The organism is Mycolicibacterium tokaiense (assembly GCF_010725885.1).
In the GTDB taxonomy this organism is placed as follows: Bacteria; Actinomycetota; Actinomycetes; order Mycobacteriales; family Mycobacteriaceae; genus Mycobacterium; species Mycobacterium tokaiense.
Map to the genome: position 1 here is coordinate 2,601,540 of NZ_AP022600.1, position 18,026 is coordinate 2,619,565.

The 18,026-nt window shown below is 66.5% G+C and carries 18 protein-coding genes; 12 read left to right on the forward strand and 6 right to left on the reverse strand.

What is annotated here, in order from left to right; all coding sequences use genetic code 11:
• Positions 1-11: 11 nt before the first annotated feature.
• Both G6N58_RS12570 and G6N58_RS12575 read left to right on the forward strand, forming a co-directional pair.
• Positions 12-959, forward strand: a complete 948-nt coding sequence (locus tag G6N58_RS12570; RefSeq protein WP_068914998.1) for an NAD(P)-dependent oxidoreductase — start codon at positions 12-14, stop codon at positions 957-959.
• The gene (locus G6N58_RS12575; RefSeq protein WP_068914999.1) at positions 956-2,230 is read left to right on the forward strand and encodes a M24 family metallopeptidase; all 1,275 of its coding nucleotides are present in this window, start codon (positions 956-958) and stop codon (positions 2,228-2,230) included. The genes G6N58_RS12570 and G6N58_RS12575 overlap by 4 nt, the downstream gene beginning before the upstream one ends.
• 68 nt (positions 2,231-2,298) lie before the next feature.
• On the opposite strand, the gene G6N58_RS12580 is transcribed toward G6N58_RS12575, so the two are convergent.
• From G6N58_RS12580 to G6N58_RS12600, 5 genes are read right to left on the reverse strand one after another with little or no spacing between them, the layout of a single operon-like run.
• Entirely contained in the window at positions 2,299-3,228 is a 930-nt protein-coding gene (locus G6N58_RS12580; protein ID WP_115278476.1) for an NAD-dependent epimerase/dehydratase family protein, read from the reverse strand.
• Positions 3,225-3,752 (reverse strand): flavin reductase family protein, encoded by a 528-nt coding sequence (locus G6N58_RS12585; RefSeq protein WP_068915001.1) that lies wholly within the window; start codon positions 3,750-3,752, stop codon positions 3,225-3,227. The genes G6N58_RS12580 and G6N58_RS12585 overlap by 4 nt, the downstream gene beginning before the upstream one ends.
• Positions 3,745-4,278: a LeuD/DmdB family oxidoreductase small subunit gene (locus tag G6N58_RS12590; RefSeq protein ID WP_115278475.1), complete on the reverse strand. Its 534-nt coding sequence runs from the start codon at positions 4,276-4,278 to the stop codon at positions 3,745-3,747. The genes G6N58_RS12585 and G6N58_RS12590 overlap by 8 nt, the downstream gene beginning before the upstream one ends.
• Complete coding sequence (locus G6N58_RS12595) at positions 4,275-5,537, reverse strand: 3-isopropylmalate dehydratase large subunit (protein WP_115281551.1); 1,263 nt, start codon at positions 5,535-5,537, stop codon at positions 4,275-4,277. Before G6N58_RS12595 ends, G6N58_RS12590 begins: the two co-directional genes overlap by 4 nt.
• A complete protein-coding gene (locus G6N58_RS12600) occupies positions 5,530-6,390 on the reverse strand; it encodes an isocitrate lyase/PEP mutase family protein (protein WP_232067839.1) in 861 nt (286 codons plus the stop codon). The genes G6N58_RS12595 and G6N58_RS12600 overlap by 8 nt, the downstream gene beginning before the upstream one ends.
• Positions 6,391-6,614: 224 nt before the next feature.
• Between G6N58_RS12600 and G6N58_RS12605 the strand changes: the two genes are divergently transcribed.
• From G6N58_RS12605 to G6N58_RS12625, 5 genes are read left to right on the forward strand one after another with little or no spacing between them, the layout of a single operon-like run.
• A complete protein-coding gene (locus G6N58_RS12605) occupies positions 6,615-7,409 on the forward strand; it encodes an IclR family transcriptional regulator (protein ID WP_068915004.1) in 795 nt (264 codons plus the stop codon).
• Positions 7,410-7,413: 4 nt separating this feature from the next.
• Positions 7,414-7,857, forward strand: a complete 444-nt coding sequence (locus tag G6N58_RS12610) for a GlcG/HbpS family heme-binding protein (RefSeq protein ID WP_083230520.1) — start codon at positions 7,414-7,416, stop codon at positions 7,855-7,857.
• 34 nt (positions 7,858-7,891) lie between these two features.
• Complete coding sequence (locus G6N58_RS12615; protein WP_115278473.1) at positions 7,892-9,025, forward strand: LLM class flavin-dependent oxidoreductase; 1,134 nt, start codon at positions 7,892-7,894, stop codon at positions 9,023-9,025.
• Between the two features lie 2 nt (positions 9,026-9,027).
• Positions 9,028-9,822: an SDR family NAD(P)-dependent oxidoreductase gene (locus G6N58_RS12620; protein ID WP_163908133.1), complete on the forward strand. Its 795-nt coding sequence runs from the start codon at positions 9,028-9,030 to the stop codon at positions 9,820-9,822.
• Positions 9,823-9,844: 22 nt separating this feature from the next.
• Positions 9,845-11,074: a bifunctional 3,4-dihydroxy-2-butanone-4-phosphate synthase/GTP cyclohydrolase II gene (locus tag G6N58_RS12625; protein ID WP_115278471.1), complete on the forward strand. Its 1,230-nt coding sequence runs from the start codon at positions 9,845-9,847 to the stop codon at positions 11,072-11,074.
• 12 nt (positions 11,075-11,086) lie between these two features.
• Here G6N58_RS12625 and G6N58_RS12630 read toward each other — a convergent pair whose 3' ends face one another.
• Positions 11,087-11,782, reverse strand: coding sequence for a GntR family transcriptional regulator (locus G6N58_RS12630; RefSeq protein ID WP_115278470.1), 696 nt, complete (start codon positions 11,780-11,782; stop codon positions 11,087-11,089).
• 250 nt (positions 11,783-12,032) lie between these two features.
• On the opposite strand from G6N58_RS12630, the gene G6N58_RS12635 reads away from it, so the two are divergent.
• The 5 genes from G6N58_RS12635 to G6N58_RS12655 all read left to right on the forward strand — a co-directional run bounded on the left by G6N58_RS12635 (position 12,033) and on the right by G6N58_RS12655 (position 18,026).
• Positions 12,033-13,328 (forward strand): MFS transporter, encoded by a 1,296-nt coding sequence (locus tag G6N58_RS12635; protein ID WP_163908136.1) that lies wholly within the window; start codon positions 12,033-12,035, stop codon positions 13,326-13,328.
• Entirely contained in the window at positions 13,325-14,116 is a 792-nt protein-coding gene (locus tag G6N58_RS12640; protein ID WP_115278468.1) for an enoyl-CoA hydratase/isomerase family protein, read from the forward strand. The genes G6N58_RS12635 and G6N58_RS12640 overlap by 4 nt, the downstream gene beginning before the upstream one ends.
• Positions 14,117-14,121: 5 nt before the next feature.
• On the forward strand, positions 14,122-15,801 hold the full coding sequence (locus G6N58_RS12645; RefSeq protein WP_232067840.1) for a class I adenylate-forming enzyme family protein: 1,680 nt from the start codon (positions 14,122-14,124) through the stop codon (positions 15,799-15,801).
• Positions 15,802-15,879: 78 nt separating this feature from the next.
• The gene (locus tag G6N58_RS12650) at positions 15,880-16,872 is read left to right on the forward strand and encodes an enoyl-CoA hydratase/isomerase family protein (RefSeq protein WP_115278466.1); all 993 of its coding nucleotides are present in this window, start codon (positions 15,880-15,882) and stop codon (positions 16,870-16,872) included.
• Positions 16,869-18,026, forward strand: a complete 1,158-nt coding sequence (locus G6N58_RS12655) for a thiolase family protein (RefSeq protein WP_163908138.1) — start codon at positions 16,869-16,871, stop codon at positions 18,024-18,026. The genes G6N58_RS12650 and G6N58_RS12655 overlap by 4 nt, the downstream gene beginning before the upstream one ends.

Consider the following 18,026-nt stretch of genomic DNA (forward strand, 5'->3'; position numbering starts at 1 on the left):
AAGGAACACACATGTCTGCCTCAAACCTCAAGATCGGCTGGATCGGCGCAGGCCGAATGGGTGCCCAGCTGGTGACCCGGTTGCTCGACGCCGGATACGACGTGACGGTGTACAACCGCACCGCGGCCAAAGCCGCGCCGCTGGCGGAGAAGGGTGCCAAGGTGGTGACCCGGCCGGTGGACCTGGCCGATCGCGATCTGGTGTTCGCCATGGTGTCGTCGTCGAAGGACCTCGAGCAGGTGATGCTCGGTGACGGTGGCCTACTCACCGGCGAGGTGTCGCCGCGGGTGATCGCCGACTCGTCGACGGTCTCGGCCGAGATCAGCGTCAAGATCCGGGAGGCCGCCAACTCGCGTGGGTGTGACTTCCTGGCCACCCCCGTCAGCGGTAACCCGAAAGTGATTGCGGCAGGGAAGCTCACGGTGGCGGTGTCGGGTCCGCGTGAGGTGTTCGACTCCGTGCGCCCGGTGTTGGAAGTGTTCGGTCGCAGTGTCACCTACGTCGGCGAGGGTGAGGTGGCGCGGTTGGTGAAGATCGCCCACAACCTGATGCTCGGCGTGGTCACCCAGTGTCTGGCCGAGATCACGGTGCTGGTGGAGAAGGGCGGTGTCAGCCGCGCCGACTTCCTGGAGTTCCTCAACGATTCGGTGATGGGCTCGACGTTCACCAAGTACAAGTCGCCGGCGTTCGTCAACCTCGACTTCGCGCCGACGTTCACGATGGGCCTGCTGCAGAAGGACTTCGACCTGGGTCTGGCCGCGGCCAACGAGTTGAAGGCCCCCATGCCCATCGCCTCGGCCACCCGCCAGATCGTGGCGCAGGCGGCGGGCGCGGGAGTGGGTGTCGAGGAGGACTTCGCGACACTGCTGCTGGAGGTGGCCCGCGGCGCGGGCATCGAACTCTCACCCGAGAACGTGACGGTCGACGACGGACTGACGCCGCCGGTGCACCAGTCATGACGGCTCTGCATGAGCCCAAGGCTCCTCCGGTGACACTGCGTCCGCTGGGCGCTCCGGGGCACATGGGTGTCGACTACGAGGAGCGGGTGGACTTCGCCCGGTTGCGGGACTATCGCATCGGGCGGGCGAAGGCCGCGCTGGAGGCGTCGGGGTGTGGCGCGTTCCTGCTGTTCGACTTCTACAACATCCGGTACACCACGCAGACGTGGATCGGTGGGGCACTGGGCGACAAGATGATTCGCTACTGCCTGCTGACCCGCGACCGGGAGCCCATCCTGTGGGACTTCGGCTCGGCCGTGCGGCACCACAAGCTCTACAGCCCGTGGCTGCCGCAGGAGAACTGGCGAGCCGGCTTCCTGGGCTTCCGCGGGGCGGTGGCCCCGGAGGCCGGGCTGATGCGCGATGCGGTCACCGAGATCAAGGCGCTGCTGGTCGAGGCCGGCGTGGCCGACGAGCCGGTGGGCATGGACATCGTGGAGCCGCCGTTCCTGTTCGAGATGCAGCGCCAGGGACTGTCGGTGGTCGATGCTCAGCAGTCGATGCTCGACGCCCGGGTGATCAAGTCGGGCGACGAGATCATGTTGCTCAACCAGGCCGCAGCCATGGTCGACGGGGTGTACCAGGACATCGTCGATGCGCTCAAGCCCGGCGTGCGGGAGAACGAGATCGTGGCGCTGGCCAACAAACGGCTCTACGAGTTGGGGTCCGATCAGGTGGAGGCCGTCAACGCCATCTCCGGCGAACGGTGTAATCCGCACCCGCACAACTTCACCGATCGGATCATCCGTCCCGGTGATCAGGCGTTCTTCGACATCATCCACTCCTACAACGGGTATCGGACCTGCTACTACCGCACCTTCGGGGTGGGATCGGCCACGCAGAGTCAGCGTGATGCCTACAAGCAGGCCCGGGAGTGGATGGACCGGTCCATCGACGCGATCCGCCCGGGTGTGGGTTCGGATCAGATCGCCCGGTTGCTGCCCAAGGCCGAGGACTTCGGGTTCGAGAACGAGATGGCGGCCTTCGGGTTGCAGTTCGCCCACGGTCTGGGACTGGGGCTGCATGAGCGGCCCATCATCTCGCGGCTGAACTCGCTGGAGAACCCGTTGGAGATCCAGGCGGGCATGGTGTTCGCGATGGAGACCTACTGCCCGGCCTCCGACGGCACCTCGGCCGCACGCATCGAAGAGGAAGTGGTGGTCACCGACGACGGCCCGGTGATCCTGACGAAGTTCCCGGCTCAGGAACTCTTCGTCGCCAACGAGTACTAGCGGGACCCCTCGCCCGCAGAACAAGTGCGGCGCCCCTGAACGGGGGCGCCGCACTTTTCTGTGTCACCTCATGTTGCTCGATACCACCGCACCGTCTCGGCAAGCGCGGTCTCGTGATCGGTCACGGGCAGCGGGCCGAAAACGCCGTCGAACTTGGCATGGTCCACCACCCAGGGGTGGGTGCGTTGGTGATCCATCTCGTCGTAGCCGCGGAGTCTGGGATCTAACAGGCCGAGTAGCCGGACGGTGGCGGCAGGCAGCCGTAACGGATGACGCTCACGGCCCGCGACGCGGCCGGTCAACCTGATGAACTCGGCGATCGTCAGCGTCTCGGCGGCGGGTGTGTGCCAGATCTGCCCGTCGGCACGCGCGTCGTCACCCAGGATGATGAGCGCACGCGCGGTGTCACTGGAGTACCCGAAGGTGTGCGGAATGCCCAACGGCGCGAACCACATCGGCCGCCGGCCGCGGGACAACGGCCCCACAATCAGTTCCCCGGGCAGCGACATTCGCGCATCCGGGCCGTAGTAGTCGCTGATGCGACCGATCGTCACCCGCATCCGACCGCGCTCGTGCGCGGCCAGCAGCGTGTGCCCGAGGTCGGCGCGCATTCTCTCCTTCGGGCCGACCGGTCGCTGCGGCGTCTGTTCGGTGATCGGTCCGGTCACCGGCCCGTAGGCGTACAGATTGTCGGCGAATACCACCTTTGCACCCGTGGCCTCTGCTGCGGCGATGACGTTGTCGATCATGACCGGGAACGAGGCCACCCACTCGGGGTAGGGCACATTGGCTGCCATGTGGATGACTGCCGCATCATGGCACGCGGCGATCAGCGCCTCCCTGTCCATGACGTCGGTGCGGTGGTTCTCGACACCTGGTGGCAGTCCCTTGCCGGTTCGCGTGACGCCGCGTACCGGTCGACCATCAGTCGACAGCTGGCGGGCGATTTCTGCGCCGAGGCCGCTGCCGGCACCCAATACCACTGTCGTCTCGCTCATAACTCTCCTCGTATGGTGGCGGCCATCCGTCGAAAGTCACTGCCCTGGAACACCAACGGTTCATGGTCTGCGTCCACGTGGATGGTTCTGATCAGGAACAGCGCGATCGTGTGGTCGCCCCCGGGCAGCTCATCGAACAACTCGCAGTCCAGGTGAGCGGCGGCGTGGTCGAGGAACACCGCACCGCTGTGGTGGGGCGTCCAGCTGACGTCGTTGAACCGGTCGCCGTTCTTGGCGGCCAACCGCCGGCAGCTCGGGCCCTGGGTGTCGTTGAGCAGACTGATCCCCAACCGGGAGAACCCACGCAGCACCGGCCAGGTCGAGGAGCTACGCGCCATCGCCACCGACACCAGGGGAGGATCCAGCGACAGGGGGGTGAACGAACTGGCCGCCATCCCGTGCGGGACACCGGCAGAGTCGAGCCCGCACACCGCCACAACGCTCTGCGGTACTTTCGCGAAGGCCGCTCGCAATTGCGCCGGGTCGGACGGTACATCCGCGAAGGCGGACGGCTTGCTAGCCATCGGCGCGGCCGCTGCTCGGCGGGGTGGGACGCAGGTATCCGGCAGCTTCGAGCTGGTTCATCAGTCCCCCTGCAGCCAGCATGTCCTCGATGAACTGCGGGAAGGGATCGAATACCGTTGTGGTGCACTGGGATTCATTGACGAGCTGAGCTGTACTCAGGTTGATGTCAAGCAGGTCACCCTCGGTGATCACCGTCCGCGCAGCGGGGACGGTGATGGCGGGCAGACCGTAGTTGAGCAGGTTGCGGTGAAACAGCGAGTTGAACTGTTCGGCGATGAGACAGGTGATCCCGATCTCGAGGAACAGCTCGGCGACCGGCCGGCTGGATCCCAGTCCGAAATTGCGTCCGGCGACCACGATGTCACCAGGGGCGGCCAGTGCGGGCCAGCCGGGGCGGGTGGCGTCGAACATGTGCTGCGCCGCTTCGGCGGGAGGGAGTTTCATGGCGAAGCCGGGGTACATGTCATCGGTGTTGACCTCATCGCCGAATACCCAGGCTCGACCGCGGATCTGCGGCAGCGTCATCGGTGTGCCTCCGTCAACCGAACCGGCGCAGTGATGTGCCCGGCGATGGCCGACGCGGCGACGGTGGCGGGCGACGCCATGTAGATGGAGGCCTCCGTGCTACCCATCCGTCCGCGGAAGTTCCTGGTGCTGGCCGTGATACACACCTCCGACGGTGCGAGCAGACCCATGTGGTAACCGAAGCATGCGCCGCACGTCGAGTTGGTGACGACGGCGCCGGCCTCCAGCAGGGTCGCAACGTAGCCCAGCCTGACCGCCTCCAGGTACACCTTCTGTGATGCCGGGGTGACGATCAGCCGGACACCGTCTGCAACGCGGCGCCCGGCCACCACACGCGCGGCAACCTCCAGATCGGCGAGCTGGCCGTTGGCGCACGAGCCGATGAAGGCCTGGTCGACCCGGGTGCCGGCGAGCTCGCCGACCGGCACGGCATTGTTGATCACGGTGCCCGGGAGCGCGACCATCGGTTCGACACTGCGGAGATCGATCATCCGGATTTCTTCGTACTCGGCGCCGGGATCACCGTTGCGGGGTGTGAAGGCAGCATCGGGCGCGGTGCGCGACAGGTGTTCCAGGCACACGTCATCGGCGGGAAACACCGTGAAATCGGCGCCGATCTCCGCCCCCTGAGTGGCAATCGTGCGGCGATCCGCGATGGGAACGCTGGCCAGACCCGGGCCGCCGAACTCGACGGCGTGATCGGTGGCATCGCCGTAGCGGTTCGCGATGTGCAGGAAGATGTCCTTGCCGTTGACGTGTGGGGGTTTGCAGCCCACGAGTTCATAACGGATGGTCCTGGGCACCCGGTACCAGGTTTTGCCGGTGCAGACCATCTGCAGTATCTCGGCCGGACCGAGGCCCCGCGCCGCGGTGTTCATGGCGCCCCCTGCGCAGGTGTGGGAGTCGGTACACGCCAGAACTGTCCCTGGGAGCGCCATCCCCTGTTCGTCGATGACCTGGTGCACGATGCCGTGCCTGCCGATGTCGAAGAAGCGCCCGATGCGGTGCTCGCGGGCGAACGCACGGGCCCTGGTGCCGTGAACCGCGTCGCGGACGGTCGGCGCGGGAACAGCGTGGTCCATGACGATCGCAATCTTGTCCGGGTCATGCACCGCGACCACGTCGGCCAGGCGGAGCTGGGCGAACTGCACGTCGATGATCACCGTCATGTCCACGTCGCAGGTCACGATCTGGCCTGGTGTCACCTCGTCATGGCCGGAGGCTGCGGCGAGGATGCTCTCGATGATGGTGTTAGGCATCGGCAGCACTCCCGGCGTAGGCGCCGCGGATGCGCTCCCAGAACGGCAGACCGAGTGCGTCGAAGAAGCGCCGTGGTGACGGTAGCCCCGCGCCCTGGGTGTCATGGCGGGCCAGGGCTGCGAGAGCGTCGGTGATTCCGCGGACCGCGCCCCCGACGCCGGCCCCGGGCGCGATCACGAGTGCGTATCCGAAGTCCCGCAGCTGTTCGAGCGAGACCGGGGGTGTCTTGCCGTGCGGGACCAGGTTGAACAACACCGGCGCATCCACTTCCGCGGGAATGCGCGCGATCTCATCGAGTGACTCTGGAGCCTCGACGAAGATGACGTCAGCGCCGGCGGTGACGTACCGCGCGGCACGGCGCAGGGCGTCGTCCATTCCGTTTACGGCACGCGCGTCGGTGCGCGCGATGATGAGCGCGTCCGTGCGGGCGTCGCAGGCGGCCTCGATCTTGGCGGTGAATTCGCCGACGTCGACGACGGACTTCTCCTCGAGGTGCCCACACCGTTTGGGGAACACCTGGTCCTCCAGTTGGACGGCGGACACCCCGACCCGTTGGTACTCCCGGACTGTGCGGAAGACGTTGGTCACGTCGCCGAAACCGGTATCGGCATCGGCGATCAGCGGTTTCGACAAACAGCGCCGAATCACGGCGGCGGACGCCACCAGTTCGGTCATCGTGGCCAGTCCGATGTCGGGGAGCCCCACTGCGGAGGCCGAGACGGCAGCCCCCGACATGTATGCCACCGGGAAGGCCGAATTCTGGATCAGCGCGGCCGAGACGCCGTCGTACACACCTGGCGCGATCACCAGGTCGGGTCCGTTGATCAGGTCACGCAAGACAGTTCCCGTCACGGGGTGACCCCTTTCGATGGGGAAGTGGGCGGGCGAACGACTAACCCGCCAGATGGGTTTAGAAACCATCTAGTGGTGACAGTAAATTCCGATGACGACGGTGTCAATGCTGCGCTGTGGCCTGATGCACGAGGCGCCGCGGTATTGACAGACGTGGCTGGCCGTGACTACGGTCACAGCCACTAGATGGTTATATGAACCACCAGACGGTCGCGGGAGGAACAATGGTCGAGGATGGATCGGTGCGCGTCATCGAGCGCGTCTGTCTGGTCTTGGACTGCTTCACCAAACAGCAGCCGCGCCTGCAGGTCGGCGACATCCGGGACCGCACCGGTCTCCCCGCCACCACCGTGGCGAGAATCCTCAAAAACCTGGTAGCGCAACGTCTTCTGGAGCGAGAAGGAAACGACTACCGGTTGGGTCTGCGGGTGCTGGTCTGGTCGGCGCCGGCCAAGGCGGCATCCGATCTGATCATGGCCGCCGGTCCGGTGATCGATCATGTGCGGGACCTGACCGGGGAGACCACCGGTGTGTATGTACGGCAGGGGGCCGTTCGTGTCGGGGTCGCCGCCACTCTGTCCGAGCGATCCATCATCTACAACGGCTATGTCGGACAGGTGATGCCCATGCACGCCGGCGCCGCGGGTAAAACACTGATGGCCTTCAGCGAGCAGGCGCTGTCCTCGGCGCTCGACGCCGGCCTGACCCGGTTCACCGATGCCACCATCACCGACGCTGCCGCCCTGCGACGGGAACTCGAGACCGTCCGTGCGCAGGGGTGGGCCTACGCCTCCGAGGAGCGTGAGCCGGGGCTCAGCTCGATCGCCGCCCCGATCCTCGACTCGGCAGGTGAGATCACCGCCACCATCACCGTCGGCGGCCCCACGTTCCGGCTGTCTCCCGCGGCGGCAGCCGAATTCGGCCCGCTGATTGCCGCCGCCGGTATCTCGATATCCCAAAGGCTGGGCTACGTCGGCCATCTGGCCGACCATCCCGCTCCTACGACGAACGGACACTGACATCATGTCGACCACGACCGCGCCCGCCACCCGATCGCTGCAGACCCTGACCCTCGCGGGAGCCTCCGCGCTGACCGAGGCGGCGATAACCGCCGCCTCCGACCAGGCGATGGCGATCGCAGTGGCTGTCCATGACGCCGGTGGCAACCTGCTCAGCTTCGCGCGCATGGACGGCGTCCCGGAGCTCACCATCGAGATCGCGCAGAACAAGTCGTACACCGCCGTGGCCTTCGGGTTGCCCACCCATCAATGGCACGACGTCATCAAGAACGACGAGCCGTTGAGGCTCGGAATGGTCCACACTCCGCGGCTGGTCACCTACGGCGGTGGATTCCCGCTGGTGTCCGCGGGACAGGTGGTCGGCGCCATCGGCATCAGCGGGGGCCATTACAGCCAGGACATGCAGATTGCGCAGAGTGCACTTCAATCCTGCGGTTACGCGGGCTGAAATCAATCCTTCACCACCGAAACGAGGTTGTGTCATGCCCGAAGACCATGCTGACGTCACTGCCGAAGCGCGAGAGCATCTTTCGCTGTACGACAACACGAACAGACTCAAGCTGGGAACCTTCGCCACCAACGCGAGCTACGGCTCGAGCATCAGCGAGGCACCCACGTCATATCACGTGAGCTGGCAGCACACGGTGGGTCTCGCACAACAGGCCGAGCGGTTGGGCCTCGACATGGTGGTCCCCATCGGCCGGTGGCGAGGCTTCGGCGGCGCGACGAACTTCAACGGCGAGAGCTTCGAGACCTACACCTGGGCGGCGGGAATCGCCCAGGCCACCGAGCGGGTGATGGTGTTCGCGACATCCCACGTTCCCACCATCCATCCGATCGTGGCCGCCAAGCAGGCCGTCACCATCGACCACATCTCCAACGGGCGGTTCGGCCTCAACCTCGTCATGGGCTGGTTCAAACCGGAGATGGAGATGTTCGGCTCGGCACTGCGTGAGCACGACGAGAGGTACGGCGTCGGAGACGAGTGGGTGCGCATCGTCAAGCAGCTGTGGACCGACGAGGAGCCGGTGTCCTTCGACGGCCGCTTCTACACGATCAACGGGGCCGAGTCCTGGCCCAAACCGATCCAGCGTCCCCACCCGGTGATCATGAACGCTGGATCCTCGCCCGCGGGAAGCGACTTTGCTGCGCGCAACGCCGACATCAACTTCGTCACGGTCGACGACGCGGAGGTGGCCGCGGCACTGGTCCAGAAGCTCAAGGCCAACGCCCGCGACAACTACGGGCGCGACCCGCAGGTGTTCTCGGGTGCGTACGTCGTCTGTCGTGACACCGAAAAGGAAGCCCGCGACGCGGTGCAGTCGGTTCTCGATCACGGTGACCGGCAGGCCGCGCGCAACCTGATGGAGGTGCTCGGCGTGCAGAGCGGCTCCTTCGACCACCTGATGAAGAAAGGCATGGAGGACCGTTTCATCACCGGTTGGGGCGCACCGGCTTTCGTCGGCACACCCGAGCAGATCGCCGATCAGTTCATCGGGTTGGAGAAGGCGGGGATCTCTGGGATCACCATGGGCTTCCTCGATTACGCAGCGGAACTCGAGTACTTCGGCGAGACCGTGCTGCCACTGCTCCGCGAAGCCGGCCTGCGCGCCTGAGCGTGAACGACACCTACTCGACGAAGGGCGACACAGTGGGACGGCTCGACAACAAACTGGCGGTGATCACCGGTGCGACGGGCGGGGTGGGACGCGCCGCATGCCACATGTTCTGCCGCGAAGGCGCATCGGTGATCGGCGTCGACATCGACGATGACGCGGGGGCAGCACTGCAATCGAAGTTGACCGCCGAGGGATTCGCCTTCGAGTTCCGCACGGTGGACGTTGCCTCCGAACACGAGGTGGCTGAACTCGCCGCGGATGTCGGGCAAGGCCGGACGATCGACATCGTCTACAACAACGCGGGCATCATCCTGGGTAAGCCCATCGTGGAGTCCACGGTCGAGGACTGGGACCGCATCCACAACGCCAACTCCAAATCCGTGTTCCTGATGATCCGGGCCTTCGCGCCCCGGATGACCAATCCCGGTGGTGCCATTGTGAACACCTCGTCAGCAGGCGGTGCGGTGGCGCTACCCAACATGGCCATCTACGGGGCGGCCAAAGCCGGAGTCATCATGCTCTCGAAGGTCGCGGCCGTCGACCTGGCCCCTGGCATCCGGGTCAACGCACTCCTACCCGGCGTCGTCGACACCCCGATGCCACACAATTTCGTGGCAGGTCTGCCCGAAGCCCAGCAGGCCGCCGTCCTCGATGGATTTCGGGCGCAACATCTGACGGGCCGGATAGGCCGTCCCGAGGAGGTGGCTGCCGCCGCACTTTTTCTCGCCAGCGACGAAGCGTCGTTCATCACGGGCAGCGCGATGTATGTCGACGGTGGCGCCACCGCAATGTGACCGCCCGCGAAGAAGGACAGACATGACAGGAACAACGGCGTCCAGGTCAGTGCACCGTGCGGTTGCGGCGCTGGCCGCGGGCGGCTTCGTGGTGGTTGTCGACGACGCCGACCGGGAGAACGAAGGGGACCTCATCTGCGCGGCGGAGACGATCCGGACCGACCAGATGGCGTTTCTGGTCCGCCACACCACCGGCATCATCTGCACCCCGATGCCGGCGGCACGAGCCGACGCCTTGCAGCTGCCGCCGATGGTCGTCCAGAACAACGACTCACTGGGCACTGCCTTCACCGTCACCGTCGACCACATGTCGACCGGAACCGGGGTCTCGGCGACGGACCGCGCGGCGACAGTCCGCGCGCTTGCGGAAATTGACACTGCACCTGGCGATCTGAGGCGGCCCGGCCACATCTTTCCGTTGCGGGCGCGTGCCGGTGGTGTCTTGGAGCGCGCCGGACACACCGAAGCCGCGGTGGACCTGACCACCATGGCGGGGATGTCGGGCGTCGGGGTGATCGGCGAGATCGTGGACGACGACGGTTCCATGCGGCGCGGCGCCTCACTGCAGGAGTTCGCCTCGACTCACGGGATCCCGATGCTCGCCATCGCCGATCTGGTGCGTCACCGCCGCGCAACGGAGCGGCTGGTCGAGCTCATCGGCGCTGCCCAGATGCCCACCGAGTTCGGCGAGTTCCGCGCACTGGCTTACCGCAACGCGCTCAACGGTACCGAGCACCTCGCCCTGGTGATGGGCGATGTGGCGGCCGCGGGGCGCACCACCGAGGGCGCCCTGGTTCGCGTGCACTCCGAATGTCTGACCGGCGACATGATCGGATCTCTGCGGTGCGACTGCGGCACACAATTGGAACAGGCGCTGCACGCGATTGCCCGCGAAGGCGTCGGCGCGCTGATCTACCTACGCGGGCACGAAGGCCGGGGAATCGGTCTGGGACACAAGATCAGGGCGTATGCCCTGCAGGAACAAGGCATGGATACCGTTGATGCGAACACCGTCCAAGGGTTGCCGGTGGACGCGCGCAGTTACGGCATCGGCGCGCAGATCCTGACCGATCTGGGTGTCCAGCGTCTGCGGCTGATCACCAACAACCCGGCCAAGTACCGGGGCATCGATGGCTACGGTCTCGAGATCACCGGGCGCGTGGCACTCCCCACCGTCACGACACCGCACAACGTCCGGTATCTACGCACCAAACGCGAACGTATGCAGCACGACATCACGCTGGCGCGCTGAACTCGTACCGCCTCAATCCCAGAGCCCGGACCGGGCCAGATCCTCGCTGAGCATGTCCCTGCTCTGGGTCAGGTGCTCGAACATCGCCGCTCGCGCGCCCTCGGCGTCGCCGCTCTCGAGGGCCGCGATGATGCTCCCGTGCTCATAGGTGCAGGTCTTGGGACGATCCGTCCACTCCAGCCCGATGTAGCGCGGTACATACCGTGCGAAACGTGCTGCGGTCCAGGCCAACTCGGGTGAATCGGCCGCCAGGTTGACGGTGCGGTGCAGGTGGTGGGCGCTGCGTTCGGCGCCCACGCGGTCGTTGTCGTCCTCGTGCGCGGTGAGCTCCTGCTGCAGTTCGCGCAGCCGCGCTGTCTCATCAGCGGTGATCCGGCCGGCGGCGCGGGCGGCCAGCTCGCCGGTGACCATGGCGAGCACCAGGATGCGGTCCTCGAAACCCGAGCGGGTGAGCCTCGCGACCTCATAGCCGCGCCGCGGGCGGCGCTGGACAAAACCGTCGGCGAACAATTCGACGAGTGCTTCGCGCACCGGTGTCACGCTCAGGTCCAGGTGGTCGGCCAGGTGCTCGACACGGAGCCGGTCACCGGCGCTGAGCCGGCCGGTCATGATCAGGTGCTGGATGTAGTCGCGCACCTCGGTGCTCACCTTGGCGCCGCCCATCGACGGGGCCTCGGGCAGGGCGTCGAGCTCAGGGCGTACCAACACGTCCGGCGTCCTTTCGTCGGGTCAAGTGTATTGGGTCCAAAACCCGCGCCGGAGCGTGAGCGCGTTCTTTGTAAAATATTTTAGGTCAAAAACCTGGACATCTCGGAGCGGAGCGCCCATGATGAGAAAGCCGGGTAGTCCGGCGTGTGTTCGCGGCCCCGGCGCCGGCCGGCGAGTGCGCAACCCCTGTCACTCTCATCCGAGGAGCGTCGTGAACCGACAGCCAACCGGTGCAGAACCCGCACCCCCCATGAGCATCAGGACGGTTGCGGCATCGAGCATGATCGGTACCACCATCGAGTGGTTCGACTTCTTCGCTTACGCCACTGCCGCCGCGCTCGTGCTGAACGTCCTGTTCTTCCCCACCGCGGATCCGCTGGTCGGCACCATCCTCGCGTTCGGCGGCATCGCCGTGGGCTACTTCGGGCGCCCGCTGGGCTCGGTGGTGTTCGGCCACTTCGGCGACCGCATCGGACGCAAGACCATGCTGGTCATCTCCCTGCTGATCATGGGTGCGGCCACCTTCGCCATCGGCCTGTTGCCCACCTATGCATCGTGGGGGATCGCGGCACCGATCCTGTTGATGTCGCTGCGGTTCCTGCAGGGCTTCGCGCTCGGCGGTGAATGGGGTGGCGCGGTGCTCATGGTGATCGAACATGCCGAGCCGCGGTCCAAGCGGTTCTGGGCCAGCTTCCCGCAGGCCGGGCTGGCCCTCGGGCTCACGCTGTCCACCCTGTGCTTCGTCGCCCTCAAACAGATGCCGGAGGCGGCGTTCCAGTCGTGGGGGTGGCGGGTGCCGTTCCTGCTGAGCGCAGTTCTGGTGTTGGTGGGCTTGATGATTCGCCTCAAGATCACCGAAACTCCGGAGTTCGAGGCCCTGCGTGAGGCCGGCGGCCAGGTCCGGATGCCCATCGTGGACACCTTCCGGCACCAGTGGCGTCAGGTGATTCTCGCTGCACTGTGTTTCGCCAACATCGGCGCGATCTTCTACGCCCTGTTCACCTTCAGCGTCACCTACGGGACCACGCGGCTGGGCTTCTCGCAGACGGCGACACTCTGGATGGGCACACTGTGCGCGGTCATCGCGATCATCGGCTTTCCCGCCGCCGGACGGCTGGCCGATCGCTACGGCACCGGACGGGTGTTCACCCTCGGGGTGCTGGGCACCACCGTGTTCGCCGTCCCCATGTACTGGCTCATCGACACCGGCAGCTTGTGGATCGCGACCCGGGGTTATGTGCTTGCCACCGTGAGCTTCTGCGGCTCCTACGGAACCCTGGGAGCACTGTATGCCGAGGCCTTCGACGTGTCGGTGCGGTACACCGGAATGTCGCTGAGCCTGGGAGTGGGCACCCTGGTGGGCTCGGCGTTCGTCCCGATGATCTACGTCGAGCTGCTCGACCGCTTCCACAGCTCCTGGACGATCTCGCTCTACATCGTGCTCACGGGTCTGATCAGCCTCACCGCGGCGACGCTGCTGCTGCGCCTCACACCGTCCCGCGACCACACAGCGGCCCCGGCGGCCCGCGAGGAGGCCACGGCATGACCGAGCCCACCGTGCTGCTCGACGTACGGGACGGGGTGGCCTGGCTGCACCTGAACCGACCCCGGCAGCTGAACGCCCTGTCGCGGGACCTCACCCGGGAGCTCAACACCGTCCTGGACCGTATCGAAGCCAATCCACGCTGCCGAGTCATCGTGGTGACCGGCGTCGGCCGGGCCTTCAGCGCCGGGGGAGATCTCACCGAGTTCAAACGCCACCTCGACGCGGGCGACCACGACGGGCTGTTACGCCTGATCGACGACACCGCAACAACATTGAGCCGCTTCGAGGACACCTCCCGGCCGGTGATCGCGGCGGTCAACGGCATTGCGGTGGCCGGCGGCATGGAGATGCTGCTCTGCTGTGACATCGTGGTGGCCGCGGAATCGGCCCTGATGGGGGATGGCCATGCCAAGTACGGGGTGATCCCCGGGGCCGGCGGGGCCGCGCGGCTGGTCCACAAGGTCTCGTCCAATTCTGCCGCCCGTCTGCTGCTCACCGGTGAGCTGTTCCCCGCCGGGCATCGGGTGTTCACCGGCCTGGTCGACGAGGTGGTGCCCGATGACTGTCTGCGGGATCGCGCGCACCAACTGGCCGTCCAGATGGCACGGCTCAGTCCGCTGGCGTTGGGCCACATCAAGGCCGTGGCACGCGAAGCCCGGCACCAACCTGTCTCGGTCGGGCTCAAACTCGAACTCGCGGCCTTCGCCGATTATGTAGGTTCGAAGGACTTCGCCGAAGGAATGGCTGCCTTCAGCCAACGGCGAATCCCCGAGTTCCACGGGAGGTGATGACGATGACAGCACGTGATCTCAGCGAGCTGCTGCGCCGCAGCGCCGCAAGCGCCCCCGGGTCGGCCTTCGTCTTTCCCGATAACCGCTATACGTTCCCCGAAATGGACCGGCGTTGTGACGAATTCGCCGCCATGTACCGCAGCGCCGGCCTGGGCGCGGCTGACCACGTCGGTCTCTGGATGCCGGCATCGCTGGACATGATCGCCGCGATCGTGGCCTGCGCGCGGATCGGCGCCGTCGCGGTTCCGGTCAACGACCGGTTCCGCACCGACGAGCTGCAGTACGTCGTCGCCCACGGGGATCTCTCGGCCCTGGTGACCAGCGCCCCCGACGGGCACACCGACCGTCCTGCCGAGCTGATGCGCGCACTACCGGGCCTGGCGTCCGCACCGGGGCCGACCCTCGACCTCGACGCGACTCCCCGGTTGCGCCGTGTCATCGTCGTCGGGACCGACCACATACCACCCTGCCCGGGTATCACCAGTCAGCACGAACTCGGGTTGCCTGCAACACATCCCGCTGAGCGGATGGGCCAACCCAGTGTGCCTGTCGACGAATCGCACGGCGACATCGCCTACCTGATGTACACCTCCGGGACGTCGGCGTCGCCGAAGGCCTGCATCATCTCCGCCGCCGCGGTGGTGGCTCAGGGCGGCGCACTGGCCCACCAGCGTTACCTCCTCGACAGCACCAGCGTTTTCTGGTGCCCGCTTCCGCTGTTCCACACCGCGGGTCTGGCGACGCTGGCGGCCTGCATCACCGCCGGGGCCAGCTTCGTGCACGCCGGGGTCTTCGATCCCGCCCAATCGCTGCGGGCGATGGAGCGTGAGCGCGTCACCCACGCGATCCCGTGCTTCGAAACCATCTGGATGCGGGTACTGGACCATCCGGACTTCGCCATCACCGATCTGTCCTCGCTGCGGGTCCTGATGAACACCGGCGGCGAGGACTTGCTGCGCAAGCTGCAGGCGCGGGTGCCGCACGCCGTGCAGTTGGCGAACTACGGCATCACCGAAGGCAGTGGGCACGTCGCCATGACGGAGATCGCCGATTCGCTGGATGTCCGGGTGCGCACGGGAGGGTTTCTGCTGCCCGGTATGCAGGCCCGCATCGTGGATCTGGAAACCGGGCACTCGGTGGCGCCGAACGTCGAGGGCGAGATCCACTTCCGCGGTGAATCCCGGTTCCTGGGGTACTACCGCGACCCGGAAGCGAACGCGACGTACATCGACGCCGACGGCTGGTTCGCCTCCGGCGACCTGGGCGTGCTCGACGAGGACGGCCGCCTCACCTACAAGGGGCGCGTGAAGGACATGCTCAAGGTCGGCGGCGAAAACGTTGCGTCGCTGGAGATCGAGTCCTACTTGTTGCGGCACCCCGACATCGCGGTGGCCGCGGTGGTGGCCGCACCCGACGCCTACTACGGAGAAGTCCCAGCCGCCTTCGTGCAACTCGCCGACGGCCGGCGACTCGACGAAGCGGATGTCATCGACTTCTGCCTCGACCGCATCGCGACCTACAAGGTGCCGCGCTACGTCAGGTTTGTCACGCAGTGGCCGATGTCGGGCACCAAGATTCGCAAAGTCGAACTGCGGCAACGCATCGCCGAAGAACTGGCGGCTCACAACATCACCGAGGCGCCCCGACTGCGCAGCAGCCGCGCAGCCCGCGTCGCTCCTTGATCACACCTCTGCACTGCAAAGGACCCGTTTCATGACCAGTTGTCTCACCCTGTCCCGCCCCGTCACCGAGGTGCTCGCGTGAGCGGGGGACAGAACCTCATGGTCGGGCATGCCCAGGGACTGACCACCGTGACACTCGATCGGCCCCGGGCGCTCAACGCGCTCACCATAGACATGGTTGCCGGCATCAGGGCTGTGGTCGATGCGTCGAGTGCACCGGTGCTCATCCGCAGCGCACATCCCGTCGCGTTCTGCGCCGGCGGAGACATCCGGGCTATCCGTGAGTACGCCATGAGAGGTGACCGGGAAGCCATCCGGGAATTCTTCGCCACCGAGTATGCGATGAATCATGTTGTTGCACAGGCTCCGCAGGTGGGCTCGGTGGTCGACGGCATCTGCTTGGGCGGCGGCCTCGGTATCGCTGCCCACAGCCGGGTACACGTCGTCACGGAGCGGGCATCGCTGGCGATGCCAGAAAGTGCCATCGGCTTCTTTCACGATGTCGGCGCCAGCTATCTCCTGGCCGCCGCGCCGGGTCAGGTGGGCCTCTATCTCGCGATGACCGGCGCACGGATCGGGCCGGCAGACGCCATCTACGCCGGTCTGGCCACTCACCTGATCGCCTCCGCCGACGTGGCGGAGTTCGGTGCGCGGCTGCGGACGGAAGGCGTCACCGCGGCGCTGGAAAGTGCGGCGCTGCCGGTCGATGTCGCGGACTGTGCGTTGCTCGCCCACCGGGACGACATAGACCGGTGTTTCTCGGCGGAGTCCGTGCCCGCAGTCCTCGAGCGGGTCGCGGCCACCGACAACGACTGGGGTGTAACGACGTCAGCCCTCTTACGTGCGGCATCACCGCAGAGTTTGGCCACCGCGTTCGCCCTGGTGCGCCGGGCGCGCACCAGCACGCTGGCCGACTGCCTGGATCGTGATCTTGCCGTCGCGCTGGCCATGGTCCACACCGACGACTTCATCGAAGGCGTGGGGGCAAAGCTGGTGGACCGCAACCGCGCCCCGGTGTGGACATCGCGCCATGACAGCGTTGACCCTGCGATGGCTGAGGTGCTGTTGTGAACGAAGTCGTGATCGTGGCGGCTGCCCGCACGGCGATCGGGCGCGGGCACCCGGTCAAGGGAATGTTCCGGGACGCGTCCCCCCACGAGCTGCTGGCCACTGCGTATCACGGTGTGCTGGACCAGTGTGGGATCACCGGCTCAGACGTCGACGAGGTCCTCGCCGGGTGTGTCCAGCAGATCGGGCCACAAGGCACGAACATCGCCCGTAACGCGTGGTTACATGCGGGACTGGACGTTTCGGTACCGGCCAGCACCGTCGACACCCAGTGCGGCGCTTCGCAGCAGGCGGTCAATCTGGCCGCGGCGCTGATCGGATCCGGCGCCCGGGACGTGGTTCTCGCCGCCGGCGTCGAGCACATGGGGCTGGTGCCCTTCGCCTCCGGTGTCCGGATCCAGCAGGAGTACGGCGACGCCGTGACCCCGGCGATGACGAACCAGCACGGCCTGGTTCCCTCCCAGAATCTGATCGGGCAGGGCCCCGCCGCCGAACGCATCGCGACGCAGTGGGGGATCTCCCGGGCCGAGCTGGACGCCTGGGCGCTGCGTTCACACCAGCTCGCCGACGCGGCCACCAGCAGAGGCGATTTCGAACGAGAGATCGTGGGAAGCGAGCGAACCGATCAGGGTATCCGCCCGGGTACCACGCTGGACACCCTGGCGGCGCTGGAACCACCCTTCGTGGAGAACGGTCGGCTGACGGCGGGCACGTCGTCACAGGTCTCCGACGGCGCCGCGGCGGTCCTGCTGATGTCGCGCGCCAGGGCGGCGAAGCTCGGCATCACGCCGCGCGCCAGGGTCATCGACCATCTGGTGCTCGGTGCGGATCCCCGGATGATGTTGACCGCTCCGATCCCGCTGACCCACAGGCTGTTACAACGCAACACGCTCAGCATCGCAGACATCGACGTCACCGAGATCAACGAAGCCTTTGCGTCGGTGGTGCTGGCCTGGCTGGCCGACATCGGAGCCGACCAAGCCACCGTCAACCCGCGCGGCGGCGCCATTGCGCTCGGTCACCCACTGGGGGCTTCCGGTGCCCGATTGATCACCACCCTGATCCATGAACTCGAAGACCTCGACGCCGAGCTCGGGTTTGTCACCATGTGCTGCGCCGGCGGACTGGCCACCGGAACGCTGCTGCAGCGAATCTGA